22 protein-coding genes are annotated in these 26,045 nt (G+C 50.5%); 8 read left to right on the top strand and 14 right to left on the bottom strand.

Annotation, left to right across the window (positions count from 1 at the left end; translation table 11 throughout):
* Positions 1 to 12: 12 nt before the first annotated feature.
* Positions 13 to 810 (top strand): LytR/AlgR family response regulator transcription factor, encoded by a 798-nt coding sequence (locus B153_RS0122200; RefSeq protein ID WP_020598948.1) that lies wholly within the window; start codon positions 13 to 15, stop codon positions 808 to 810.
* A gap of 87 nt (positions 811 to 897) precedes the next feature.
* On the opposite strand, the gene B153_RS0122195 is transcribed toward B153_RS0122200, so the two are convergent.
* Complete coding sequence (locus B153_RS0122195; RefSeq protein ID WP_020598947.1) at positions 898 to 2,943, bottom strand: hypothetical protein; 2,046 nt, start codon at positions 2,941 to 2,943, stop codon at positions 898 to 900.
* Positions 2,944 to 3,423: 480 nt separating this feature from the next.
* On the opposite strand from B153_RS0122195, the gene B153_RS0122190 reads away from it, so the two are divergent.
* Positions 3,424 to 4,353: an extracellular catalytic domain type 1 short-chain-length polyhydroxyalkanoate depolymerase gene (locus B153_RS0122190; protein ID WP_020598946.1), complete on the top strand. Its 930-nt coding sequence runs from the start codon at positions 3,424 to 3,426 to the stop codon at positions 4,351 to 4,353.
* A gap of 37 nt (positions 4,354 to 4,390) precedes the next feature.
* Positions 4,391 to 4,765: a hypothetical protein gene (locus B153_RS0122185; protein ID WP_020598945.1), complete on the top strand. Its 375-nt coding sequence runs from the start codon at positions 4,391 to 4,393 to the stop codon at positions 4,763 to 4,765.
* Positions 4,766 to 4,838: 73 nt separating this feature from the next.
* On the opposite strand, the gene B153_RS0122180 is transcribed toward B153_RS0122185, so the two are convergent.
* The 4 genes from B153_RS0122180 to B153_RS0122165 all read right to left on the bottom strand — a co-directional run bounded on the left by B153_RS0122180 (position 4,839) and on the right by B153_RS0122165 (position 9,621).
* Positions 4,839 to 5,402 (bottom strand): dihydrofolate reductase family protein, encoded by a 564-nt coding sequence (locus B153_RS0122180; RefSeq protein WP_026262362.1) that lies wholly within the window; start codon positions 5,400 to 5,402, stop codon positions 4,839 to 4,841.
* A gap of 171 nt (positions 5,403 to 5,573) precedes the next feature.
* Complete coding sequence (locus B153_RS0122175) at positions 5,574 to 6,722, bottom strand: retropepsin-like aspartic protease (RefSeq protein ID WP_020598943.1); 1,149 nt, start codon at positions 6,720 to 6,722, stop codon at positions 5,574 to 5,576.
* 193 nt (positions 6,723 to 6,915) lie between these two features.
* Positions 6,916 to 8,454 (bottom strand): RtcB family protein, encoded by a 1,539-nt coding sequence (locus B153_RS0122170; protein ID WP_020598942.1) that lies wholly within the window; start codon positions 8,452 to 8,454, stop codon positions 6,916 to 6,918.
* Positions 8,455 to 8,517: 63 nt separating this feature from the next.
* A complete protein-coding gene (locus B153_RS0122165) occupies positions 8,518 to 9,621 on the bottom strand; it encodes a slipin family protein (protein WP_020598941.1) in 1,104 nt (367 codons plus the stop codon).
* A 64-nt stretch (positions 9,622 to 9,685) separates the two neighbouring features.
* On the opposite strand from B153_RS0122165, the gene B153_RS38300 reads away from it, so the two are divergent.
* The 3 genes from B153_RS38300 to B153_RS35655 all read left to right on the top strand — a co-directional run bounded on the left by B153_RS38300 (position 9,686) and on the right by B153_RS35655 (position 12,220).
* Positions 9,686 to 9,970, top strand: coding sequence for a hypothetical protein (locus B153_RS38300; protein WP_211221702.1), 285 nt, complete (start codon positions 9,686 to 9,688; stop codon positions 9,968 to 9,970).
* Positions 9,971 to 10,270: 300 nt separating this feature from the next.
* Entirely contained in the window at positions 10,271 to 11,314 is a 1,044-nt protein-coding gene (locus tag B153_RS0122150; protein WP_020598939.1) for a helix-turn-helix transcriptional regulator, read from the top strand.
* Positions 11,315 to 11,485: 171 nt separating this feature from the next.
* On the top strand, positions 11,486 to 12,220 hold the full coding sequence (locus B153_RS35655) for a GAF domain-containing protein (RefSeq protein ID WP_020598938.1): 735 nt from the start codon (positions 11,486 to 11,488) through the stop codon (positions 12,218 to 12,220).
* A gap of 27 nt (positions 12,221 to 12,247) precedes the next feature.
* Here B153_RS35655 and B153_RS0122140 read toward each other — a convergent pair whose 3' ends face one another.
* From B153_RS0122140 to B153_RS0122125, 4 genes are all read right to left on the bottom strand, one after another.
* Positions 12,248 to 13,132 (bottom strand): cation diffusion facilitator family transporter, encoded by an 885-nt coding sequence (locus B153_RS0122140; RefSeq protein ID WP_020598937.1) that lies wholly within the window; start codon positions 13,130 to 13,132, stop codon positions 12,248 to 12,250.
* A gap of 106 nt (positions 13,133 to 13,238) precedes the next feature.
* On the bottom strand, positions 13,239 to 14,411 hold the full coding sequence (locus B153_RS0122135) for an efflux RND transporter periplasmic adaptor subunit (protein WP_020598936.1): 1,173 nt from the start codon (positions 14,409 to 14,411) through the stop codon (positions 13,239 to 13,241).
* 15 nt (positions 14,412 to 14,426) lie between these two features.
* Complete coding sequence (locus B153_RS35650) at positions 14,427 to 17,576, bottom strand: efflux RND transporter permease subunit (RefSeq protein ID WP_020598935.1); 3,150 nt, start codon at positions 17,574 to 17,576, stop codon at positions 14,427 to 14,429.
* Between the two features lie 90 nt (positions 17,577 to 17,666).
* Positions 17,667 to 18,059, bottom strand: a complete 393-nt coding sequence (locus B153_RS0122125; RefSeq protein WP_020598934.1) for a hypothetical protein — start codon at positions 18,057 to 18,059, stop codon at positions 17,667 to 17,669.
* Positions 18,060 to 18,532: 473 nt separating this feature from the next.
* On the opposite strand from B153_RS0122125, the gene B153_RS0122120 reads away from it, so the two are divergent.
* Positions 18,533 to 19,426: a hypothetical protein gene (locus tag B153_RS0122120; RefSeq protein WP_020598933.1), complete on the top strand. Its 894-nt coding sequence runs from the start codon at positions 18,533 to 18,535 to the stop codon at positions 19,424 to 19,426.
* Between the two features lie 124 nt (positions 19,427 to 19,550).
* Here the strand turns inward: B153_RS0122120 and B153_RS0122115 are convergent, their stop codons facing one another.
* From B153_RS0122115 to B153_RS0122105, 3 genes are all read right to left on the bottom strand, one after another.
* A complete protein-coding gene (locus B153_RS0122115) occupies positions 19,551 to 20,768 on the bottom strand; it encodes a sll1863 family stress response protein (RefSeq protein ID WP_026262361.1) in 1,218 nt (405 codons plus the stop codon).
* 150 nt (positions 20,769 to 20,918) lie between these two features.
* Positions 20,919 to 21,614 (bottom strand): hypothetical protein, encoded by a 696-nt coding sequence (locus B153_RS0122110; protein WP_020598931.1) that lies wholly within the window; start codon positions 21,612 to 21,614, stop codon positions 20,919 to 20,921.
* Between the two features lie 210 nt (positions 21,615 to 21,824).
* Positions 21,825 to 22,715 (bottom strand): AraC family transcriptional regulator, encoded by an 891-nt coding sequence (locus B153_RS0122105; RefSeq protein WP_245564924.1) that lies wholly within the window; start codon positions 22,713 to 22,715, stop codon positions 21,825 to 21,827.
* A gap of 321 nt (positions 22,716 to 23,036) precedes the next feature.
* Here B153_RS0122105 and B153_RS0122100 point away from each other — a divergent pair, with 321 nt between their 5' ends.
* Positions 23,037 to 24,356 (top strand): PD40 domain-containing protein, encoded by a 1,320-nt coding sequence (locus tag B153_RS0122100; RefSeq protein ID WP_020598929.1) that lies wholly within the window; start codon positions 23,037 to 23,039, stop codon positions 24,354 to 24,356.
* Between the two features lie 69 nt (positions 24,357 to 24,425).
* Here B153_RS0122100 and B153_RS0122095 read toward each other — a convergent pair whose 3' ends face one another.
* Both B153_RS0122095 and B153_RS0122090 read right to left on the bottom strand, forming a co-directional pair.
* Entirely contained in the window at positions 24,426 to 24,845 is a 420-nt protein-coding gene (locus tag B153_RS0122095) for a CBS domain-containing protein (protein ID WP_026262360.1), read from the bottom strand.
* 99 nt (positions 24,846 to 24,944) lie between these two features.
* Positions 24,945 to 26,045, bottom strand: a complete 1,101-nt coding sequence (locus B153_RS0122090) for an NHL repeat-containing protein (RefSeq protein WP_020598927.1) — start codon at positions 26,043 to 26,045, stop codon at positions 24,945 to 24,947.

The raw sequence follows: 26,045 nt of genomic DNA, 5'->3' as shown, positions 1-26,045 counted from the left end.
CAATGATCTGTCATGCGTGTGTTGATTATTGAAGATGAGCAAACGGCAGCCAGCCACATCATAGCCCTACTTCGGGAAATTGAGCCGGAACTGCACGTAATTGGGGTGATCGATAGCGTAGAAGATGGACGGGTACAATGGCCAACTCTGCCTACACCCGATCTGATCTTCTCGGATATTCAACTGGCCGATGGATTGTCGTTTTCGTTGCTCGAAACCGTGCCGGTTGCCTGCCCGATCATTTTCACAACGGCTTACGACGAATACGCCATTCGGGCGTTCAGGCACAACAGCATCGATTATCTGCTGAAACCGATTGACCGGGAGTCGCTTGAAGGTGGGCTGCAAAAATATCGATCACTGGCCCAGCCAGCAACCCATGAGCTGATTCGGCAAATGCAGACCTTACTGAGTGGGCGAGCCTTTCTGCCCCAAACCTATCGGCAGAGTTTTTTACTACAGTTCCGGGATAAGCTGATGCCTGTCAAAGTGGCCGACGTAGCTTATTTCGGTATTGAGGGCGGTGTGGTTTCGGCAACGCTTCATGATCGGACCACTGAACGCCGACTGTCGGATCGACCGATTAGCTACGTAATGGACCTGACTCTGGAAGATCTGGAAACCCAACTTGATCCGCAACAGTTTTTTCGCGCCAATCGGCAGTTCATTGTAGCTCGCAACAGCATTCGGGAAGCTGAACTGTATTTCAACGGGCGGCTCCAGCTTCGGCTGCATCCCGAATCCAGCGTTCAGGTGCTCATCAGCAAAGATCGGGTGAGTCTGTTCAAGAAATGGATGGAAGCGTTTTGAGCCTGCTGTTAAACCTGAAATAGGCTCATTCCCCGACCTTGAAAGATGAAGCATTCGGGTTCGGGGAATGAGCCTAAAACGCCTTTCTTAGTGGCTTCTGATCACTTTCAGCGTTTGGGATTGACGCTCCGTCTGAACCTTGACCAGTTGTACTCCCAGTCCCGGACCCAGAGGCACACTGACGCGCTTTCCATCCGTTGACCAGGTCAACCGTTGCTGATAATCAGAGCGCCCCTGGGCATCCAGCACGGCTACCTCCACCCAACTTCCTACCACCCCCCGAATCTCTAGCTCCACCTGCTCGCCCTGCACCGGATTGCCTAATACGTTCACCTGCAAGGATTGGGAGGGCTCCCCAGCCGCTCCACGCGCCCCACTGCCACAGGCTGAGAGCCAGTTGTAATTGAACGAGGATGTAGTGCCATGCTGCTGAGCAATCAGGGTCAACAGCGGCTGGTCGGTCGATAAGGTCTGGGTATAAGGTCCAGCCTGCGTAGTAATATAGCCATTGGTCATAGCCAGCACAATCTGCTCGCCCGTCAGACCTACGTACTCTGGCGTAAACGTCACTCGGCGCTGATTACCTCCTAAATTCTGGCAACCCATCGTGTTTACACCCACCAGCGCAAAGGACTGAGTCGGCGGAGTGATGCCATAAACGTTGAGTTGGAAAGTCGTCGAGACAAACAGGCCTCCTGGATCGACCGCCGTTACACTAATTGGAAAACTACCCGTACTGGAGGATGTACCGCTTAGGATAGCTCCGGTTAAACTCAGGTTCGGGGGAAGACCGGATGCCTTAAACGTTAAGTGGTTTCCATCCGGATCGGTAAAGTAGTTTGCCAGACTAAGCTGAAAAGATTGTCCGACCTGAGTCGTCTGAGTAGGAATACCGGCCGTGGTTGGCGGCCTATTGGATGGGCTCACCGTACAGGCGTCCAGCCAGCGGTAGTTGTAAGTAGCTGTTTTGCTACCCTGTTGGGCGATAAAGGTTAAAATAAGCTGACTGGTAGGCACCTGAAGTGTATAAGGCCCTGGCTGATCGGTGATGAAGTTATCGTAGGCAATGGCCAAAACAATCTTCTCACCGGTCAGACCACTATAGACGGGGTTAACTTTAATTAACCGCTGGTCATTACCAGTTGGTTGACAACTGATCAGGTTGACGGTCGTAATGGCGAAGGTAGTAGGTGAAGGGTTAACGGTCAGGATGATGGGTACCCAGGTCGTTTCCTGCTGGCTATTCACCGTAATGGTTGCGTTAATAGTCAGCTTCATTACGCCCGTTGAGGTGGGTGTGCCGACGATGGAAGGGGGGAAGTCTGGAAACGCAAACTCCAGCCCATTGGCGGGCAGGCCCGATGCGGTGTACGTTCCGCCGGGGTAGGGTAACAGGTACGGGACCTGGTAATTAAATGGTACCCCAACGGTGGCCGTCAAACTAATGGGGGTAGGCGGATTGACCGTGATGGCGATGGGCACCCAGGCCGATTCTTCCTGATTATTTACATTACTATGGGCGTTGATAGTCAGGTTCATAACCCCTGTGGCATTGGGTGTGCCGACGATAGAAGCAGGGATCGTTTCATAAGACAATCGCAAGCCATTGCCAGGAAGTTCTGTCGAGGTATAAGCTGTACTGATGCTGGACAGGAGTACGGGTAACTGGTATGTAAAGGGTAGCCCAGCCGTGGCGGTCAAACTAATGGGCGTGGGAGCGTTGACCGTAATGGTAATGGGTACCCAGGCCGATTCCTCCTGATTGTTTACAACACTGTGAGCATTGATGGTTAGGTTCATAACCCCTGTGGCATTTGGCGCACCAACGATAGAAGGGGGATAGGTGTCGTAAGATAAGCGCAATCCATTGCCGGGTAACTGGGGCGACGAGTAACTCGCATTATTTTCAGACAGCAGTACGGGTATCTCGTATTTAAACGGAACTCCAGCCGTGGCGGTCAGACTGATGGGGGTAGGATCGATAGCACCACTGCGCTCAATGAAAGACGAAGTAGACTGAATAGAATCGGTCTTTGTGAAAGCAGGCAAACCCTCGGCCTGTGCATGCCAGCAGCCAAACAACAACCATCCAATTAACCAACCGAGTGCCCGAGTCGTAGTACGTGTAAACATATCAGGAGTGTTTAAGTATATGAAGATTGTGGTACTCCCTAATACTACTAAACTATTGATATTGAAAGTATTACATATGTGTGAACGGTAATTATTTTATTGAGTAGCCCGTACGTATGCTATAGGTTTAACCCACCCTTATTCCTGAGATAAAGCCAGCATGGGTACAAAGCAGGGAATGAGGCTGTAAATGGATTGGATAACCTGTAGTGAATCTCCTGAAGTGCCTGCTTGTATGCTGCCTGTCGCATGTACCAGCGCGATCAGAAAACAGGGCACCACCCCTGCGTAACGAGAGGTTTATGATCGGAACGAGTGTTCGACTGGTCTTACGGTCGGTTGACCAGCCAATCTGTCGCCTTCACCTGAGTTTTTATCCCGTTGTTTTCAATAGTAAGTAGGTTTGCATCATCGGCCAGTCGATGAATTAAGCAGAATGAAATCGACTGACCTGTTCATTACACGGGAATAAAAATCTATATGGATAAACTGATTTTGGGTATGCTGCTGGCCTGTGCTCTGCTGGCGACAAAGGAAGGGAGAGGGCAGCGATCAGCCTCGACCGACATTCGGGATACGCTACACCAGAATGGCCAGACCCGAACGTATCGGCTGCACGTACCTGCTGGCCTGTTGGATTCAACGAAGGTCCTGCCTTTAGTCATTGCTCTGCACGGAGGAGGAGGGAGCGGTCAGCAATTTGCTACTCAGTCGAAATGGAGTGAAAAAGCGGACCGGGAGGGGTTTATGGTCGTATATCCCGATGGGTGGCAAAACCCCGGTGTGCTGGGCCTTCGTACCTGGAACGCAGGCGGTTGCTGCGGACAAATTGCGTCGGTACAGCATACGGATGATGTTGGATTTATCCGAAAGTTGATTGATAAACTAGTGACTCAGTACCGAATCGATGCCAGACGCGTCTATGCAACGGGGCATTCGAATGGAGCCATGTTGTGCTACCGACTGGCCTGCGAACTGTCGGATAAAGTGGCTGCTATTGCGCCCAACGCAGGCACCATGCAGGTACAAACACCCTGCAACCCGGAGCGGGTAATGCCGATCCTGCATATCCATTCGAAACAGGACCAGAACGTGCCTTATCGGGGAGGGGTCGGTACCAAAGGGATAAGTGGTCACTGGAATCCATCCGTCGATAGCACGCTTGCGGTATTTGCTAATCTGGCGGGCTGTAGTGCTCAAAAACAAAGTGTTCAATCGACCGACAGCTATGTTCATTACCAATGGCTAGCATGCCAGAAAGGGGCCGACATTCAGTACTATTTAACAAACGATGGCGGACATTCCTGGCCAGGTGGAATACAAACCCGCTTCGCCAGTGATATGCCCTCTCAGGCGTTTGTCAATAATGACCTTATCTGGCGTTTTTTCAAAACCCGGTCGCTTCCGTAAAGTGGCCCATTCTTTCAACTAGTAAACCTGAATTCGTATGAAAAACAACCTGTTAATTACCCTGTTATCGTTTGTTATGATCCTGTTTTCGTTTGGATCATTTGCCCAGCAACGACCTGTTGGAACGCCCGAAGAACGCGCCAGCCGACAAACGGCCCGCATGAAGGAAGTTCTGAAACTGTCGCCAGAGCAGGAGCCGACAGTTGCCGACATCAATTTGAAATATGCCAAACAGATTCAGTCGCTGATGGAAACGGGCGGACGTAACCTCAAAACAATGCGCGACGCCAAAGCCATCATGAACAGCAAGGATAAAGAGATGAAAGAGGTACTGAACAAAGAGCAGTACAGGCAATATGAAGATCTGCGCGACGAAATGCGGAATGCCATGCGGGAGCGCCGTCGGCAGTAGCGAATAGCGGCTGCCTGCTGAATAGGGGAGGGGTAAACAGAAAAGTAACTCGGTCCCATTCAGCAGGTAGTCGCTATTTTTTGAGTTCGTAGACTAGTTCGACCATGCCGCTTTTGTAGGCACGCACATCGAGTAGGTGCAGGGCCTGTTCCTGCCCGAACTGCTCAAAAAAACGCAGCCCATCCCCCAGAATAATGGGCAGAATGGACAAACGGATTTCGTCGGCCAGCATCAACCGGATAAACTCGTTGGCAAGCTCGGCTCCCCCAACTACCCAAACGGTTTTGTAAGCGGGTTTCAATCGTTCGTTCACCAGCACGCTCAAATCGCCCGAATAGCGTTCGATGTTAGGCCTTTCGATGGGCAACTCCCGATTCGTAACCACAATTGTTGGTACATCGCCATAGGCCCAGCCATACGATTTCGACAGTTCCAGCGCGTGCTCGTAGGTGCGGGCACCCATCACATAGCAATCAATGGTTTTCAAAAACGCCTGCGTAGCCTCTTCGGTCAGGTCGACGCCTTTTTCGTAGTGGTCGGCGGTCTCAAACCAGGAAACGCTATTGTCCGTTTTGGCGATCATGCCATCCAGGCTCGATACCATATGAATCGTTAGTGTGAAGGCGTCTGTTTGCATTGATTGCTATTGTATATACAGATATTTGTTGTCTTTTTTTAATGTGATGCGAATCGTGTAATGGCAATGACTAATTCTGTAGCTTAATTTATAATGTCGGGCTTGGAAAGAAGCTGATAGTAGCACATAATTGACTTTATAATTGCCAGCGCCATTTTGCTAAAGTCAATGTTAGCGGTTAGGGATTCTTCTGACTTCTATTTCTTGTCCGTTTATTTTCTTAATGATTAGCTTATCCCAGGCTGTTAAGTAATACCAATTTAAAAACTCACACTCACTTTTAAAATCGCTTCCTGACTTTCCGTTAATAGTTTTTATCTCTTCATCAATAACAAAACTGTTTGCAATAAGTTGATCACTAATTGAAGTTGCTGCTATTTTTAGGCTCCCATTTTTCATTACCACTGCAACAGGAAAAGAACTCTTGAAATCATAGTTATCTTTTAATTGTAAATAGATTTTTTTGTCGTTATTGTTGATGATTAATTTTTTACAGGTTGAACTAAAAAAACTAAGTCCTAGCTTGATATTGATATTTGCTTTAAACTCTGCTGGAATGTTATAGAATTGTTTTCCATTAATGGTTAGACTATCAAGGGTTACCTTTTCTACAAAAGTCGGTTTTGATATTCCTATAGCTGCATATGTTGATGAAACTGTTGTAGCCACTAAGTTTTTACTTTTTTTATAGTCTATAAACTGTTTGATAGTGCCATTTCCCGTAGGTATTTCCATAACTCCTGTGTATCCGAAATCAATTAAGACATTTTTAAAGTCCATTGAGTTTATCTTTAGTTTTGTTACGATTGTGTTGTATTCATAATTTATCGGAATTATTGGCATATCTACCGTAGTTTCAAGTGTATTTTTAGAAACTTTTAGAGTCATTTTTTCAAAATCAATTTCCCAGTTTAGTTGTCTGATTACATCGGCCCCTAATAAATACAAGTTCATACATTGTAAGTATTGCATATCAGTTATAGTGGCCTTTACATTTTTAAACTTAAAATCTCCAATTGAAAGTTCTTTTGTTATCCCTGTCTGTAAATAAGCAATTTTGCCATTTCCATCTAATATACGTTGTGTCGAAGTCTTTCTTTCAATTCCTTTCGTATTTTCTTCATTGGATGTGGCAATGCCTTCGGCAGCGCCTGTGTCAAAAGCAAAATTTGTTTCAACTCCGTTTAGTTGCCCTTTGAAAACCAGTAGTCTTTTGTCTAGTGTAAAAGGTAATTCAGAAATTCGATTGTCTTGGCCATTACAACCTGATAGTACAAATGCTGATAAGAATACTGTAAAACAAATCTCCCGTAAAGTCATTTATAAAATTGTTTGTTTGTAAATAGTTGATTGTCGACCTGGCCTTACCGCTAATTTATAGACCTACGAAAGTACTAATCATCCTATTACCCAAATACACTGGCAAGAAAAATGTATTTGGGGAAATTGCTGAAAGTAATTGGCTCAAAGCCTTCCCGAAAGCACGAAACTTTCGGGAAGGTAAAAATGAACTTCAGTCCTCGCGGCCTTCTTTTCGATTGGCATCGGCCATGCGGACGATTTTCGGGGTGAACTTTGCCAGAACGGATACCAGGTCGCGTTGGGCGTCGATCACGGTTTCGATGTTTTTGTACACCATCGGGGCTTCGTCGAGGTCTCCCCCAATCAACTGCACATCGGCTTCCTGTAGGGCTTTCTTCAACTGCGCGTTCGTGACGGTGTTGAACGCCTGCGTCCGCGACATCAGTCGTCCCGCACCGTGCGAGGCCGAGTTGAGCGAGTTAGTGTCACCGCGTCCACGTACCACAAAGCCGGGTTGGGTCATTGAGCCGGGAATAATGCCCAGCACATCCGGTCCGGCGGGGGTGGCCCCTTTGCGGTGGACAATCACCTCGCGGCCATCCGGCATCTGCTCTTTCCAGGCAAAATTGTGGTGGTTTTCGATCATCACCAGCGGTTTTTCACCCAGTGCTTTCGCCAGCTTGTTATGAATCTCGTGGTGGTTGGCCGATGCGTATTCTCCCGCCAGATTCATCGCAATCCAGTATTCCTGCCCTTCTTCGGTGTTCAGGTCGAGCCAGGCCAGATGCGCGGCCTGTTTGGGTAGTTTGGTTTTCAGCATGGCGAGTTTGGAATAATAGGTCGCCACATTTCCCCCAAACCCCCGCGAACCGGAGTGCGACAACAACGCCAGATACTCACCCGGAGGCAAGTTGAGACCGGTTGTTTCGGCATCCGTTTGCGCGTAGATTTCCACGATTCCCCACTCCACAAAATGGTTGCCTGTTCCTGAGCTTCCGAGTTGGCGGTAGGCTTTGTCTTTCAGATCGCGGATCACTTTGGTGGCTGTCCATTCGGGCAGGTCCATCACCGACTCGTCGAACTTCGTCCGTGTTTCGCCACCGATCCCAAATTTGGTTTGCTCCACCAGCGATTTTTTCAGCAGGTGTGGTTCCCGTTTCAAAAACGCAGGCGGCAAATCGAAGATGGACAGGCACATCCGACAGGCAATGTCGACCCCAACGGCAAACGGAATCACGGTGTTGGCATCCGTCGCCAGTACTCCCCCAATGGGTAGTCCGTAGCCCTGGTGGGCATCGGGCATGAGCGCACCCGCTACCGAAATGGGCAGGCTGGCGGCTGTTTCCATCTGTTTCAGCGCCCCTTCTTCAATGTTTTCCCGCCCAAACACGGCATACGGCAAGGGCCCGGTACGCAGATCGTAGGTTTGCTCGGACTGGCTCCCGCTGGCATTCAGCGTAAACGGCGTTGGTTCGGGTGGCAGGAACGTGGCTCCTGTTTCGCTCAAGGGGATGGCAATACCCTGCTTGTTCAGGTCATAAATGGCTCGGGCGAGGTTGGTTACCTTGTTTTTCGAGTAAGCGAATTTTTTGGGGTTCTGGAGCATCTGCGCCAGCAACCCCATTACTTTTTCCTTAGGGTATTCGGCCCGTTGAGTCAGACCGTTGGCTACCCGCAGAAAGGGCGTATGCAACGACTCCGGAATAGGCCCAAGCGTTAAGATATCGTCGATTGAAATTAGTGTTTCCATAGTGTAATGCGGGTAGAAACCCGCGATTTATAGCGATTTAAACAGCATGGGCTTCCACCCGCGTTACTTTGGCCGTATAAATAGCTGTTTCAATTGATCGACCATCGATCCGTCGTTGGATACGGAAATTGAACTGATCTTATCCGCAATCTTCTCGACGTATTCCATCTCTTTCAATTTCCAGAGCATTTCGTTGTCCTCCATCAGTTTGGCCGTGTTCAGCAGGCTACGGGTCGAAGCGGTTTCTTCCCGGCGCATGATGCTGTTAGCCTGGGCTTTCTTTTCGGCCATCAGCACCTGGTTCATGATGTCGCGCATGTCGCCCGGCAGGATAATGTCGCGTACCCCACCGTTTCGCAGGTCGACCCCCAATTCGGCTGCTTTACCGGCCGTGGATGCCAGCACAAATGGAGCAAGTTCGCCTTTTTTATCCAGCAATTCATCGAGCGTCAGACCGCCGATGTATTCCCGTAGGGCCAACTGAATCGCCACGTACAACTGCTTATCGTAGTCCTTGTTCTCGACCAGCGCTTTGATTACATCCTGCACCTGATACTGAATGTAGAAGCTCAGACGCAGAGAGGCTTTGTCTTTGGTCAGAATCTCCTGGCCCGACACTTCCATCTGTTGCTGGCGCGTATCTACTTTCTGCACATGAACGGGCGTGTTGTTTTTCCACCAGTAATAAACACCCGGTTTGAGTATCCGCTCGAATGTCCAGTCGATGAATAGCACCCCCTGCTCATGCGCTTCTACGGTGGTCGTGCGCACATAAGCCGACAAAGGTGTTGGCATCAGTGACGCCAGATCAATCGTAGCCGGAATGTCGAGCTGACGCAAATCCGCTTTCAGGTAGTTGTACTGCTTGACACCTTTCCAATAAGCCCAGCGACCTTTGGTCAGGATGGATTGGAAAAGCCCCTTTTCGTATTGCAGGGCAATTTCATGATCGTTCACTTCAACCACATCGAGTACGGCAGCTACGTCTGGATACGACAGTAAGACGTCCAGATCGCAGGGTGGATTCTGTAGCCGCTCTCCCCGGTTGTAGACATGCACGGTTTCGCTCGGCCAAAGCCAGTAAGCTCCTTCCGAAAGCAGTTTAGTATACCCGCCCTGTTTGAACACGAGCCCGATTTGCCAGGCCTGGATGCGTACAGTTTTCATTGTTTTTTTGGTGTTTGTAAATGGTTATGAATGAATAACCAGTCTGGAGCTATCGATTTAGCCTGTGCGGAAGCCGGTTGGCGAGTGCGTTGGTACACAGGTTCGACGAACGAGTAGGGGCGAGGTGTTTTCAGGAGAGTGCCGTAACACGGTATCCGTCGACAAATCGACCCATTTGCATCCGGCAAAGCAGTGTACACCGACAAACGCGGTATCGGCCTGCTGGCCCTGGCTAAACTGTCACTCACCCGGCGAACCGATCGAGCAACCCGATAGCTCCTTGCTGATTATGGATCCTGGAGACCTTTTTAGAAGTGGCCGTCTTCCCAACCAATGGATCAACCTTTAGAGTTGATAGCAGGATTCGAACCTGCATTTTCCTATTGCTCTACCCTTAAGCTACTTTGCCAAAACAAAGGGAGGACTCGAACCTCCAACACATAGAGACAGAACGCATCCATAACCAACAGCATATCGGTATCAGCCAGGGGCTGCGATACTATGGGGCTATACAGAAACCCGCATCCGGTTTGGGTATTGATGTTTCCATCGTTGCAAAGATTCGAGGTAACTGCGCAGTCTTTTTGCGCAGTTGAGAAATTTTTTTCATTTTTCTCAAAAAAATAGCCAATAACCAACACTAATCACGATGCCCGCCAACCGCAATGCCCTGATTCGTTATAAAACCCTGGATGCCTGCCTGCGCAATCGGCAGCGTAGATGGACCCTGGAAGCGTTGATCGAAAAAGTATCGGAAGCCCTGTATGAATACGAAGGCATCGACAAAGGCATCAGCCGACGGACCATTCAGGCCGATCTGCAGATGATGCGAAGCGATAAGCTGGGCTATTTTGCACCGATCATTGTTGTCGACAAAAAATACTATACCTACGACGACCCGGCCTACAGCATCACCAACATTCCGCTGTCGGATGGGGATCTGGTCAGGATGAATGAGGCCGTGGAGGTGTTGAAGCAGTTTAAGGGATTTTCGCACTTTACGGCTCTGAACGAAGTGGTGCAGAAACTGGAAGATTATGTATACTCAACGGCCCAAAAATCCGTTCCGGTGATCGATTTCGAGAAAAACGATGGGCTGAAAGGGCTTCATTTTCTAGATGTGCTCTATCAGGCAGTTATTCAGAAACAGGCAGTTCGTCTTGAGTACCAGTCCTTTTCGGCGCGGCTGCCACAAACGTTTATCTTCCACGTTTGGTGGCTGAAGGAGTTTAAAAATCGCTGGTTTGCGGTGGGCGTGCGCGACGGGAAAGGGCAGATCATGAACCTGGCGCTGGACCGTATGCACGCAGTGGTCCCCGCCCCAGACGTGGATTATGTTGGCACTCACATTGACCCGGAACTGTACTATCGGGATGTGATTGGCGTATCGGTCAGTGAAACGATGCGGCCGATCAAAGTGAAACTGTTTGTTACGCATCGACATGCTCCTTACGTAGAAACCAAGCCGTTTCATCACTCGCAGGAAGTGCTCGAACGCACCCCCGAAGGAATCGTAATCCGGCTCTGTGTGCAGCATAATTTCGAACTGGAAAAAGAAATTCTGGGCTTTGGCGAAGGGATGATTGTCCTTGAGCCCGAGCGTCTGCGTCGTTCCATCCAGAAGCGCCTGCTGGAAGCGGCTCATGCGTATAAACCGAAGGAACACGCCAGTCCGACCACGCAGGCCAGTTAGCCACTGGCTGATATTTGTATCTTATAATTGAATTTTGGTATCAAAGTGGGTCTTGAAAAGATAAAATCGTTGCGTGTAGTAAATAATGGATACTTGAATGCCTTTTTTTGTATCTAAAAAGGGGCTTTGGTTTTAGCTTTGTTCTCTGAACTAATCTGAATCAACGAACGAATGCAAAGTGCAGCCGTACCCACTGATGAGTCGAATCGAATTGAAGCGTTAAAAAGTTATGATATTCTTGATACCCTGCCCGAATCGGACTACGATGCCATCACAACATTAGCGTCTGAAATCTGTCAGACGCCCATTGCTCTGATTAGCCTCGTCGATGACAAGCGGCAGTGGTTTAAATCCAATCATGGGCTGGATACCCGCGAAACACCCCGTGAGTTTTCTTTTTGTGCCCACAGCATTCTGAACCCCACAGACGTATTCATTGTACCGGATTCGCGGCAGGATGACCGATTTTTCGATAATCCACTGGTGACGGGCGATCCGCATGTGGTGTTCTATGCCGGGGTACCTCTGGTAAATAAGGACGGCTATCCGCTGGGATCATTGTGTGTGATCGATAATGCCCCGAAGCAGTTGAACGACTCTCAGCTCAACGCGCTGAAAGCACTGGGAAAACAGGTGGTCAATTTGATGGAACTTCGACGGTCCAACAAGGCGCTCAGTACGGTGAAAGAACTGCTGGAGCAGCGGAATGGCGAGCTGGAACAGATTGCTGCCATTGCCCGCGACGAAGTAAGACCCGAAGTGCTGCAACTCCACCAGACCGTTGTCGAACTGATTAACGAAGCCATTAACCCCGACTACGAAGCGATCAAATCCCTGCTCAATGAAGCAATCTGTAAGCTACGGGTTATTGAGGGCGGGCTGAACCGGATCCAGTTACTCGACTAATTCGGATCGAGCCCCTCTGACGGCTGGTCAATGGGGCTCGATGTGAATCAATACATCGTACACAGCGGGTTTTTCGGCCATAATGGCCCGTTTTACGGCATGGGCAATATCGTGTCCCTGCTTTACGGTCAGATGGGCCGGAACCTGTACATGCATATCCACGAAGTACTCAAAGCCTGTTTTTCGGACAATACATTTCTCCACCCGTTTTACATTCGGAACCGTCAGGGCGATGGCTTCGATTTCGGCCTTCCAGTCGCCAGCGGGGGATTCGTCCATGATTTCGCCAAACGACGGTCGGAAAATGTGGTAGGCGTTGAAAACAATGAAGCCTGATGCCAGCAAAGCCGCCCAGTCGTCGGCGCTTTCATAACCGGGCCCGCCGATTAGCGCAATACTGATGCCCACAAAGGCGGTCAGCGACGTAATGGCGTCGCTGCGGTGGTGCCAGGCATCGGCTTTTACCGCACTGCTTTCGGTTTCGGTACCGACCTGAACGATGCGCCGGAACAGCACTTCTTTGACAATAACAACCCCCGCCAGTACGGCCAGCGTAAACGGAGCCGGAACTTCGTGCGGCACCTGGATATTATGAATACTTTCGACCGCAATAAAGATGGCCGCACCCAGCAGGGCCATCGACACCACAATAGCCGCCAGGGGCTCAGCTTTTCCGTGACCATACGGGTGGTTTTCGTCGGGTTTCCGGGCGGCAACCCGTAGCCCAAACCAGACAAAGGTGGAGGTAATAACATCCGTTCCCGATTCGATGGCATCAGCAATGAGGGCATAGGAATGCCCCAGCCATCCGGCCGTCCCTTTTATTACCAGCAAAACGATGCTGACAGCAATGCCAATGAGTGTTGTTTTCTGTCCCCGCTCCGCCTGGTGGGGTTTGACTGGTTGTTCCATGAGGTATACGCTTGGTGGTGAAGCGATTCGGTAGTTAGTGTGCGTTTGGTTGATTAACTAGTTTTATTCCCGAATGGCTGTTAAAAAATGTTTAAACCCGTTTGGTTTACCCGGCTAGCTTGGCTCGCTCGGCGCTGATGAAATAAGCGCCCTGGCGCACAATAGCCGACGGATTGACGGATTTGGGTAACTCCACTTCGGTCTGGTGGTTTTGGGTAACCCCCGTTCGTATGGGCACTAGCTGAAACCGATACGCGTTGGTTGAATCGGTAGCCTGGCGGACGTAGATGAATGAGCGATTCCCTTCACGGATCAGTGCATCGTCGGGCAGGGCGATCACCTGGCGAGGGTCCGACAGGATAACCGCCCGAACGTATGACCCCGCAAACAAACGGCCATAGTCTTTACGGAACAGATTGGCGTGTACCAGAACGGTTTTCGTCTGCGGATCGAAGGCCTGACCTACCCGGTACACCACCGCCTGCATCTCTCCCGTTTGCTGCTGGGGCACGGTAAACCGAACGGTTTGCCCTTCTTTCACCTTTCGAATGTCGTTTTCAAACACACGGAGTTCAAGATAAAGGTGTTCTTTGCCCACGATCTCAACCAGTTCGTCGCTCGTACCCACATACTGCCCAAGTCGCAGATTTACGTTATCGACATAGCCGCTAATGGGGGCAAGCAGCGGAATGGTTCGGGTGATGGTCCCGGTACGCAGCGTTTCCAGCGGGATGTGTAATTGGGCCAACTGAGCTTCCAGGGAGGTAAGTAAGGCGCGGGTGGTTTCATAATCGGCGGTCGATTGCTGAAGTTTCCGTCGGGCACCTACTTCCTCGCGGTTGAGTTCGGTTTGCCGGTCAAGTTCCTGTTTTTCGAACCGACTTTTGGCCATAGCCTGCAAATACTCCTGCTGGAGCTTGATGTAGTCGGGGTGTTCGAGCATGGCCAGTACGTGCCCTTTTTTGACAAAATCGCCTTCCACCAATCGGGTTGAGCGAACAAAGCCGCCCATGGGTGCATGAACCGTTGCCCATTGATCGGGTGGCGCTTCGAGCTTACCCGTTGCCTGAATTTGCTCGCCCAGGGTTAAGGTATCCGGGCCTCCCAGTTGAATGCCCGTTTCCTGAAATTGGGCCCTGCTGATCGAGATGGTGTTGGGCTTTTGCGAATCCGGTTTTTTAGTGGTTGCTGTATTGTTTTCTTCAGAATGGGTACAGCCACCCAACAGGACACAAAGGCAGGGAATGACGTACCACGTATTATTTTGGCTCTTTTTCATTGGTTTGTGAATTAACTAGCACAGATTTTCTGGATCGTTATACACTTGCGCAGGCAAATCAGCCATTGGCTCCTGCTTACGGCCCGACCTAACCAGACTATACAGTACCGGAAGCACGATCAGCGTGAGTAAGGTGGCGGATACCAGCCCGCCAATGACGACCGTAGCGAGGGGTTTTTGGACTTCGGCTCCGGCAGAGGTCGATAGGGCCATGGGCAGAAACCCCAGCGACGCGACTGCCGCTGTCATCACCACGGGTCGGAACCGGACGGAAGTGCCTTGCTTTACCCGGTCCATTACGTCCGATACACCTTCCTGTTCGAGTTGGTTGAAATAGCTGATGAGCACGATGCCATTGAGTACCGCAATGCCGAACAGGGCTATGAATCCAACTCCCGCCGAGATACTGAAAGGCATCCCCCGCAGCCATAGCGCCAGTACGCCACCAATGGCCGAGAGCGGAATCGCGCTAAAAATGAGCAGGGCCTGAACCCCCGAACCAAAGGTAAAGTAGAGTAGCAGCCCGATCATGACCAGCGCCAGCGGAACCGCTATGGTCAGTCGCTCCTTCGCCTTGACTAGATTCTCGAACTGACCGCCAAACGTGTAGCTGTACCCGGCTGGTAGAGGCACCTCTTTTTCCAGGACCGTTTTCATCTCGCCCACCAGACTTTCGACATCCCGACCCCGTACGTTAATCCCAATGGTAATGCGTCGCCGGGCATTATCCCGCGAAATCTGCATGGGGGCATTTTCATACCGGATGGTGGCCAGTTCTGCCAGCGGTACCTGCTGACCATTAGGCAGGTCGACGTACAGTTGACGAATGTTATCGATGTCCTGCCGATAGGTACTGTCCAGACGAACCACCAGATCGAAGCGTTTTTCGCCTTCAAAAACTGCTCCGGCCACTTCGCCCGCAAAGGCCGCTTTCAGAATCCGGTTCAGGTTGGCGACCGAAACGCCATACTGGGCCAGTCGCGCCCGATTGTAAGACACCAGCATTTGCGGTAAGCCACTGATCTGCTCGACCTTCAAATCGCCAACGCCCGGAATGGATCGGATTTTGGCGGCCGCCTGATTGGCTTTGGTAAAAAGGGTAGGTAGGTCTTCGCCATAAATCTTCACCGCAATGTCGGATTTAACCCCCGTCATCAACTCATTGAACCGAAGCTGGATAGGCTGGGTAAACTCGATGGTCAGGCCCGGCAATACGCTTAGTGCCCGTTCCATTTTCTGGATCAATTCATCTTTGGTCGATGCCGAGGTCCATTCGCTGGGTTCGTTCAGCAACACCATCACGTCGGCGGCTTCGATGGGCATGGGGTCGGTTGGAATCTCGGCCGTGCCAATTTTGGATATCACATCACGTACTTCCGGGAAACCATTTTTCAGAATCGTTTCCATACGCCCGGTGGTTTCGATGGTTTGTCGGAGCGACGACCCCGGTTTGAGGGTCAGGCTGATGGCAATGTCGCCTTCGTCGAGATTCGGGATAAATTCGCCACCCATTCGGCCAAAGAGCCACAATGCCCCTGCCAGCCCTAGGACCGACACCGCTAAAACGGCTTTACGCCAGCGCAAGGCTCCGGTTAGTAAGGGCGAATAGCCCCGGTAGAGGGTTTTCATGATGCGGTCGGCCAGGGTGCCTTCTTCCTGAATATCCTTGCGAAGGAATAGGGCCGCCATCATCGGCACGTAGGTCACGCAGAGTAGCATGGCACCCATAATGGCAAAACCGACCGTTAAGGCCATTGGGCGGAACATTTTCCCCTCAATGCCTGTGAGCGAAAGAATCGGTACGTACACGATCAGGATAATCAACTGCCCAAACAGGGCCGAGCGCATCAGCCGACTGGCGGAATCCAGCGCAATCTCGTCCATCGACTGCATCCGGGTCGCCTGGGAATGAACGATACTGAAAATCATACTCTCGACGATGATAACGGCCCCATCGACCAGCAGTCCAAAATCAATAGCCCCCAGGCTCATCAGGTTCGCTGATACCCCAAAGACGTGCATCAGACCGAGAGCAAATAGCATACAGAGCGGAATGACCGAAGCTACGACCACACCCGCCCGCCAGTTGCCCAGCAGGAGCAGCAGTACGCTCATTACGATCAGCCCACCCTCCAGCAGATTTTTGGTAACCGTATGAATGGCTTTGTCGATGAGTACTTTCCGATCCAGAAACGGTTCGATCACCAGCCCCGTTGGCAAACTTTTCTGTACGTCGGCAATGCGTTGCTTAACCCCTTCGATGGTCTTTTCGGACGATGCTCCTTTGAGCATCAGGACTATACCGCCGACTACCTCGCCCCGGCCGTTGCGGGTCATAGCGCCGTACCGAACCGCATGGCCATAATCGACCTGCGCCACATCCCGAACCAGAACGGGGGTGGAACCTACATTTTTCACGACGATCTGCCCAATTTCTTCGGGGGTTTTGACCATGCCTTCGCCCCGGATAAAAAAGGCTTCCGGCCCTTTTTCGATATAGCTGCCGCCCGTGTTGGCGTTGTTGGCCGTGAGCGCGTCCATCACTTCGGTGAGGCTGGTGCCCATGCCGTGTAGTCGCTCGGGATTGATCCGAACCTCGTATTCTTTCAGATACCCGCCCAGGCTACTGATGTCGACTACACCGGGCACACCCGCCAGTTGGCGCTTGACCAGCCAATCCTGCACAGTTCGTAGATCCGTAGCCGAATAGCGATGCTCGAAACCCTCTTTGGGCCGAACGACGTATTGATAAATTTCGCCCAGGCCGGTTGTGATCGGAGCCAGTTGCGGTGATCCGGCGGTCAGGCTCGACTCTGCGGCTTTGAGCTGTTCTGTTACCAACTGACGGGCCTGAAAGGTGGGGGTGGCTTCGTCAAATACCACTGTGATGACCGACAGACCAAACCGGGAGATGGACCGGATTTCGGTAACGCCCGGTACATTCCGGAGGGTGGTTTCGAGCGGAAAAGTAATAAACTGTTCGGTTTCCTGAGCCGCCAGCGAGGGCACCTGCGTAATGACCTGAACCTGATTATTGGTAATATCAGGAATAGCGTCGATGGGTAATTGCCGGAGGGCATAGGTTCCCCAGGCAATCAACGCCACCACGCCCAGCCCCACCATCAGCTTTTGGCGGATGCTGAACTGAATGATTTTTTGCAGCATAATGTGAGTAACTCGTTGAGAAATAAATAGCCGCTACCCGACTACCTGTCTGAGAACATATAGTCGGTATGTAGAGCCTTAAACGGTGAGTTACCCGCGTTGTGGAGGCTGAAACAGAAATGAAGTGTTCTGGTAGGAATACAGATTCTGATACGAATACAGAACCTTAGGCAGTAAGAATACGGTAAACTGCCTGACCGCTAATACCTGGGGTTGCGTCAAGGTAAAGACGAACCCCATAGACAGGTGATTGAAAAGCGGGATTTTTACCCCCTGGTGAGGGGTTTTGGCATGTTTGGACGATGCGTTGTAATGCATGTCCAGAAATTGCCAGAAGTTGAAACCATTTCCGGCGGTCTTTTTATGCAATTGGTAATGCGCCAGCAACCCCGGAATTTTAAATACTTCTTCTACGTCCGTTTGCGGAAACAGACTGCCAGCCAAGAGCAGGATGCCCAGAAAGAGAGACGTAACCGATTTCATGGAGCAAAGATACGACGGAAACCAATCGGGTAAGCGAGCCTGGGTTGAAACGTGTGGTAAGGCTCCCGCAAAGTCTTCCGAAAAAAATAGGGTTTCAATGGGTGATGTACTAACCAGGTAGCCGTTTTCCCGTTGAAACCCTATCGAAGATCATTGTATTGTTGTAAACTGGCAGGGATTATCAGGGGCAAAAATACGAGATTGACTAATATAGTTGTATGTTATATAATAAAAATATAATATACAATTTAAGCAATTAGACAATGCCGCGAAAATGAGGCATTTAGGTGATACCGTAAAAAAACAGAGAACAACCGTCTGGCCAGCTGTGGCTAGCTATCGAACCGAACTTGGCGAAAAATAGGTAGCCTGAACCGGGTATATAGGCTACTTCATTGGGTTCTTATCTGCTCAACAGGCCAAACATTACGAGTAACTCAGTGTTGTACTGTATATACTCAACGCTAATTTTTATGAAAACTTTTTCAAAAACAGGTTTAGTTTTAGCTGGCCTTTGTAGCGCAACACTGGCTTTGGGCCAGCAGTACAATTCATACGACGATCGGTACAACGACCGTTCGGATCGTATGCGGGATCAGCGTCGGTATGATCGACAAAGTGACCGAGACCGCGAACGGGTGCTTGATGAACGCAGAGAATACAATCGCCGAAACGACGAAAACCCCCGGTATGATAACCGATATGAAGATCGCTACGACGATAATCGACGATTTAGCGAGGAGGATTTGAGTAAAGCGTACGACGAAGGGTTTGAAGATGGCATGCGCAATCAGGAAGTGACTGAGCGTCAGGAGCGCCGGGAGAAGTACAAACATTTTACGTTTGGCATTTACGCAGGAGCTAACTCGACCCGTTTCGAAGGTGAAAATGTGGATAATAAAAAATTGACCGGACGGCTGGGCTATCAGCTAGGCTTTTTTGTACGTGGTGGTGGTCGAGTGTATGGTCAGATCGGTGCTGAGTACCTGACATCAAGTTCTGAGTTTTACCGGGCCGGTGATGGACAGGTGGGCAGTGTGAGTGATATTACGGCCAATATCGATCAGCGCTATCTGCATGTACCAGCTTACATTGGGGTCAAACTGGCCCAGTCGGATCGGGGGGTATCGGCGGTCCGTCTGGCAGTTGGCGCTGAATATGCTACCCCACTGAGTACCGATAAAAATGATTTCAACCTGGGCAATGCCGATTTTCAGGCTGCTACCATCAACGGCCTGGTGAATCTTGGCTTCGATGCGGGTCCCATCATGTTGAGCTTTGTATACCACCATGGCTTTGCCGATGTGTTGAGCAGTGGTAACAGTCAACGCCGAATATTGGGCGTAAACCTTGGGGTTAAATTTTAAGGGGTAGCACGGGATGACACAAAGTAATCAGAATCGCTTTGCTGGATAGATCTCATAAACCAATAGAAAAGGGGGCAGTAACGTTGTGTTGCTGTCCCCCTTTTCTATACTAGCCGACTAAGCGTTATTTTTTGTCGTCAAGCGCGTCGGTTACATCATCGACAAGCTTATTGGTCTCTTTCTTTAGCTTATCGAATGCATCTTCACTCGACCGTTGCACTTTGTAGTACGCATAGGACAATTGGCTGCGCTTTTCTTCCAGGTCGCGTACCCGATCCTCTCGCTTATTACGTTCTTTTCGGCTTTCATTTTTGACATCGGCTTTCGTTTCGTCGATTTTCTGATCAAGTTTGTCCATCTGCTCAGCCATACGATCCAGTAAATCGCGCTGATCCCGGTTCATCGGGCGGTCGCGCATGGAATCAGACGTACGGCTACCACTCATATTGCTTGATCGATTCATGTCCGAATCCGTATTGCGATTCTCCCCATTTCTCCGATACGCCATGTCGTCAGAACGCTGCCGATCAGGCGACGAATTCATCGTTTGGTTGTCGTTCCGGTCATCATTGGTATTCCGGTCCATATTCCGACGATTGTCATTCATCGAATACGAATCCCGGTTGCCGTTATCGCTTCGGCGGTCATCATACTGACGGTCGCGGTCGGTGTTGTATCGATCATTATCGCTATAGCGGTCATTGTTCCGCATCCGATTGTCCGATGCGTTGCGGTCATCGTATCGACGGTCGTTATCGTTGTTCGAGTTGTCGCGTCGATCCCGGTCCCGGTACGAATCGGATCGATTGTCGTAGGCATCATTCCGGTTGCGGTTGCGGTCGTAGTCGGACCGACTATTGTAGGAGTCCCGGTCGTCCGATCGTCGGGCGTACGAATCGTCCCGTCGGTTATAGGACCGATCGTTGTACGAATCCCGGTTGGCATCATCCCGGCGGCTATAGTTCCGATCGTCGTAGTCGCGATCATCATAATCCCGGTAAGAATTCATATAGCTGCGGTTATCGGATCTTCGGTCCGACCGATCATAGCGGTCGTTACCTGAACGATAGGGGTTGCGATACGTGCCTGTGTACTGATCGTTGTAGTCATCATCGTTCATCCGGCGATCGTTCCTGTTACGACGGCTGCTAAATATGGATTCGTCGCGATCCCGGTCCCGGTCCGACTGGCGGTCTCGCATGGTACTCGTTGAGCGTTGGGGGGCGATGTCCTGCCGACTATTACTCGAATTACCGTAAACCCAGCGCTCTGTGGCGGCACAGGATGATAAACCCACTACAGCAGCCAGCATAGCTGCTACGGTTAGTATGTTCCTTTTCATAACGTTGTTGTGTATTGTTTAAATTATGGATAATGCCAGTCTTAATGGCCGTTAGCTAACCAATAGACGCGTAGACAAGAGTGGCTAAAAAATCATGTTTTTGTGTGCCAATGGCGCTGAATGGGCGTTCTCCAGTTGGCCTTTTCGGGGTTATCGGGTTAGTTTTACCCCCCGATTGCTGATCTGTCCGAAATAATAATTTACCCCCAGTTTGATTCGATTGCCCTTGCCCCGACTGACGGTTGGATCGAGCTTATTGTAAAAATTACTTTCATACGAAAGTTCGGCACCCAGTCGATGCAGAATCCAGGCCATCACCCCCACCTCCAGTCCAACACTGGTATATCTTGCTTTGGCCTCAGGGGGCAAGTTTTCCGAAAATTCGCGACCACTGTTCAGGCTTGCGCCCAGAAAACTGCTAATACGAGTACGGAACGGATAATAACGGGCAAACGCACCGATTTGCCGGGAGTTATATTTGTTGCCAACCAGCCGGTCGGTATCGAAGCGGAGGCCAGCCGTGAAGCCCGGCTGAAAGAAATAACCAATGCGGGTATTCAGGGCCAGATAGGCCTGCCCGTTGGCGGCACCCATTCCGAGCCCACCGCCCAAAAACAGATTGCCTGGCTGAAACCAGCTAAGCTGATTGCGTTGCTGATAGGAGATCGATTGATCCAGCGTTTCCTCAAATTTTTCAGCCGCCTGCGTACTTTTCTGATTAATGTTCTGCCGGGTCTCCTCCGACAGAATGGGTTTCTGCCTGCCTGTTGAGTCGGACCTGCTCTGAGCCTGAACGGCCAGTGTAAAGGCCACAAGCAGCGTTGTCGTTGTAATAAGTTGTTTCATCGCTGTTGAGTTGATTGTTTCATTACCTAATTAACCATAAATACCGCGTATGGTTAAAAACTGCCTGATGACTCAACCGCAAATTCTACCAGAGCGCTACTGACCGGATACGGGGGCTGGGCAAGGAGGTTTGCAGTAAGGTTAAGAAAGCCAGTTAGTTACTTAGCCGTGTTGCAGCTCGACGCTGGTAGCAGGGGAATCGCTAAAAAGTTACATAGACCAGGCTGTTTCGCGGTACTGACCTGGAGGGATGCCGAATCGACGTTTGAAAAGTCGGGAGAAATAATAAATGCTGGGAATACCTACCGATTCGGCTATTTCTTTCAGCGCCATTGGGGAGGTCATGATCAGCAACTGGGCGCGTTCCAGCCGTTTGTTGATGATATAGTCTATCGGGCGAACACCCACAATGCTCAAGAAGAGCCGGGAAAAATAATCGACGTGCAGGTGGACCTTGGCTGCCAGTTGTTCGACCGTCAGTTTATCGTGCAAATGACCATCAATGTACTGAAGTACCGACGCCAGTTGGTGCAACCCTTTGGCCCGCTGCTGGTCGTCCTCGTTTTCAACCCCCAGAAAACGGGAAAAAAGCTGTAGCAGAATCCCGTTCGTTTCCACAAACTGACTCATCGACTGGTTGGGTCGGGGCTGATTAAAACTGAGCACTTCGGGGCGGTTATCATACTCTTTCGGATTGGGTTGCTGGATGGTTCGGCCGGGATTCTGCGCTAAAAGACGCGCCATCAGGCTATAATCGAGCGGTTGGGCTTCGACTTCATAGCGCATCGATTTGAGGTCGTAAATGGATAGCCCCTCACGCATCTCGTCGAAAAAACTGATGTAGTACTGTTCCAGAAACTGGTCGCAGTGGTAGCGGCTGTAGGTAAAGCTCGGAATCAGGTAAAGGTGGCCGGGTTTTAACGTAAATTTCTGCCCGTTATGCCATACCCAGCCTTCACCATCCGTAATCAGGTACAGACGCGAAAACGGACTGATCACCTGGTCGTACTGCCAGCGCGAATCGAGTTGGATAAACCCCATGTGTAATAAACTCAGTCGCAGGCTTTTGATCGCATCGAACATACGGTATCGAAAATGCAAAGTCGGATTCCGACAAAAAAGCCGCTATCGTAGATTTACTAATCAGGTTAGAGTACGGATTTTTAGGCTCCTTATGGTTGCTTTTGATTTTAATGGTTTATGCGGCTGACGGGTACTGGTTTAGGCAGAACATGACAGAGTATCTCTAAGGAAGTCTGGCAAAATCATAGCCGGAAAAATACAGGATTTGAAGGGGGCACCGATGGAACGAGCAAAGGGTATGATTCTGCCCTGGCGTTTCGGAAGGCAGGGCGGTGGCCAGAGACCACCAGGTTGGTGAGCTTCCTGATTATTAGATACGTAGTATCCCAACCTTTTAGCATGGATTGGGGTCTTCAGGGCGTAAAATGGGCTACTGGTCTTATGATGAAGCGTTTCCTTCTCTGGTCGATTGTGTTTACGTGTCTGATTTCATGCCGGGAGGGTGAGGAGGTTGCGGTTGATCCGACTAAACGAGTAAGACCCGTTAGCCTGCAGATTGCGGTAAGTGGCACTGATTATACACTCAGTTGGCAGGAAATACGGCTCATTTGCATTACGGCACCCTGCCCCGATATTGCGGATGTCGAAGCCGAAACCTATGACGTACAGATTGCCTCCGGTGAGTTAGGGCCGTTTCGCACGTATCAGACCCTAAGCGCTGACCAAAAATCAATTCGTATTCCAGTGGCTTCGGTTGGTGAGCAACTGGTTGCCCGGATTGTATCGAACAACAAAACTGCCCCTCCGGTGAACTCCAATGTGGTTATGGTAACAAACGGACTTCTATCGCAGTCGCTTTACTATCCCGGATTTGGAAGTTTAACCACTGTTACGGGAGGAGATGTGACGGTGGATGGCAAAAAGGCTACGTATTCGTTGCTGGTTGAAGAAGGGCCAGGTCAGTATATAAGTCCATTGTATGTAGCCAGCCTGCAAAACGAACAGCAAGTTTCGACAAAACTGGTAACCCGACTGGGAGGGCTAGCCTCGTTTTCGCCAGATGGGCAGCAGTTGGCGTATCCGTCCCGAACAGAAAAGGGAATCATCCTCTACGACATTACCTCTGAACAAACGCGCATTCTGCCCGTGGCCGATGCCGACTGGATACAGGGTATAGATTGGTCGCCGGATGGTAAGTGGCTGGCGTTCTCCACGGTTTCCAACAAAGAATCCCGCCTTTGGAAAATAGCGTCATCGGGTGGATCTGCCATTCCGCTGACAGCTAGTTTACTCATTAAGGACGCAAATTACATTCGACAAACCGACATAGACTGGTCGCCGGACGGTCAGTTCATTGCCGTGTCGCGCGGCCGGAGCGAAGGGAATAGCCAACAGTGGCGGGGTGTTATTTCCTTGTATTCGCCCGATGGAGGGGGCGAAGTGAAATTTTTTGATGCGCAACCCGGCTGGGTCGATACAGCGCCGTCGTTTTCGCCTGATGGTAAATTGCTTGCGTTTCTAAGTACGCGAACAAGCCCGTCGGCTACTGTCTATAGTCTGTGGGTTCGGGATTTGGCAACGGGCAAAGTGCGCCAGATCAACCTGTTACCCGGTCTGATTCCATCGGCCGATTATGCACCCCGTTGGCTTGGTAATGAACGGCTGCTCTTTATGGGCACTCAGCAAGGAAAGCAAGGGTATTTTTCTGTATTCCTGTAAGGTTTACCTGATGATGGTTGCGGTGTCGGTTCACAGGAACCGACACCGCAACCACAGGAACCGATTGGATTAATATTGATCGAGTAAGTAATTGATTACATCGGTGGTGGTAACGATACCAACCAGTTTGTTCTCTTCGTCGACAACCGGCAGGGCGTGGAACTCCTCTTCGGCAAACACTTCGGCTACTTCCCGGATGGTGAAGCTGACCGGAATGGTCCGGGGTTTATGGGTCATGACCTGCTCAATGGTGAGTATCTGTAAAACAGCCTCGTCGGCATCTTCCTGCCCTTCAAACAGCGAGCTGAAAGTCAGTCGGTTGACGTCCGTTTTGCTGATCATACCGACTATTTCATGGGCATCGACGACAGGCACATGTCTGATTTTATGGTGATTGATGAGGTCGATAACCTGGTGAAGATCATCGCTAAGGTTGACGGTGAATACCGTACGGGTCATAATGTTCGAAACAGGCTCTCTGTGCTTCATGAATGGATTTGTTTTGATTGAGTCAAAGGTCAACTAACCTACCCATTCAGGACATGACCTACCTCAAGCCGATTCCTGTTTTTGCTCAAATTTCGACCGCTACACCCGCTCCAGTTTGATCGGATACGTACGATTGGCATTCCATTGACAGACGTATAGATTATGGTCTTCGTCAACACATACGTCGTGGCCGTGGTAGAACGTGTTGCCGTCCTGAAAGAGTTGCTGGAGCACTCCGTTTTTGTATTCGGGCTGTGTGCCGCCCGGATTGGAGATTACCCGGTTGTTCTTGTCCAGAATCGTTACAAAACCAGAATTATCGAACCGTTTGCCCGTTTCCCGCGATTTCGACCAGCATACGCCCGCGTAAATGTTCTCGCCATTGATTACGGGCCGACAAACATAAGCCCCCGGCAGTTGAACCGTTTCGAGGTAGTTTCCGTCGAGGGTGAAGAATTTGAAGGCATTGTCTTCCCGCGAGGTACAGATGAGTTTAGGGCTGTTGGGTTGTCGCAGATCGACCGCTACACCGTGAGCATTGTTGAGGTTATGATCGGGGTTGGCATTGTTATGGCCTCCAAAATGCCGGATGTACTGTCCCTGATGATTGTACTGGATGATGTAGTCGGAGCCATACCCATCGGCCACATAAAAATCACCGTTGGGGGCTACGGCTACTTCGGTCGGCATGAATTTCTGGTCGGGCTTATAAACGCCAATGGTGGATGGATGGCCGATGCTGAAAATCAGGCTGCCATCCAGGGTGGTTTTGAAAATGCCGCCCGATTGGGCGTGCCATTTATTGTCGCGGCCGAAAAAATAACCACAGTCCGTAATGAACAGAAAATCGTCGCCCCCTTCACTGGCCAGTGTCAGCCCATGTCCGCCGGGGTAGCGGGTGCCCCACGAATCGAGCAACTTACCCGATTTGTCGTAGACCAGGATGTTGTTTTTAACCTCGTCGTTGATCATAATCAGCCGACCTTTCGCGTCTTTGACCATCTCATGACAGTTGAACACGGGCGTTTTGGCTGGGTCGAGTATACCCCATTCTTTATTGACCCGATACCGATAGGCACCATGACCAATCACATCCTGTTCAGGATTTCGGGCGTAGCCAATGAGGTTAACGGCCAGCGAACTGGCCACAGCGGCTGTTGACTGTTTAAGAAAGGTTCGGCGGGTTTGGGGCTGATTCAT

It is taken from the genome of Spirosoma panaciterrae DSM 21099, assembly GCF_000374025.1.
Lineage (GTDB): Bacteria > Bacteroidota > Bacteroidia > Cytophagales > Spirosomataceae > Spirosoma > Spirosoma panaciterrae.
Note: the sequence above shows the minus strand (reverse complement) of the source record. Positions and strands in the feature narration are given on the sequence as shown.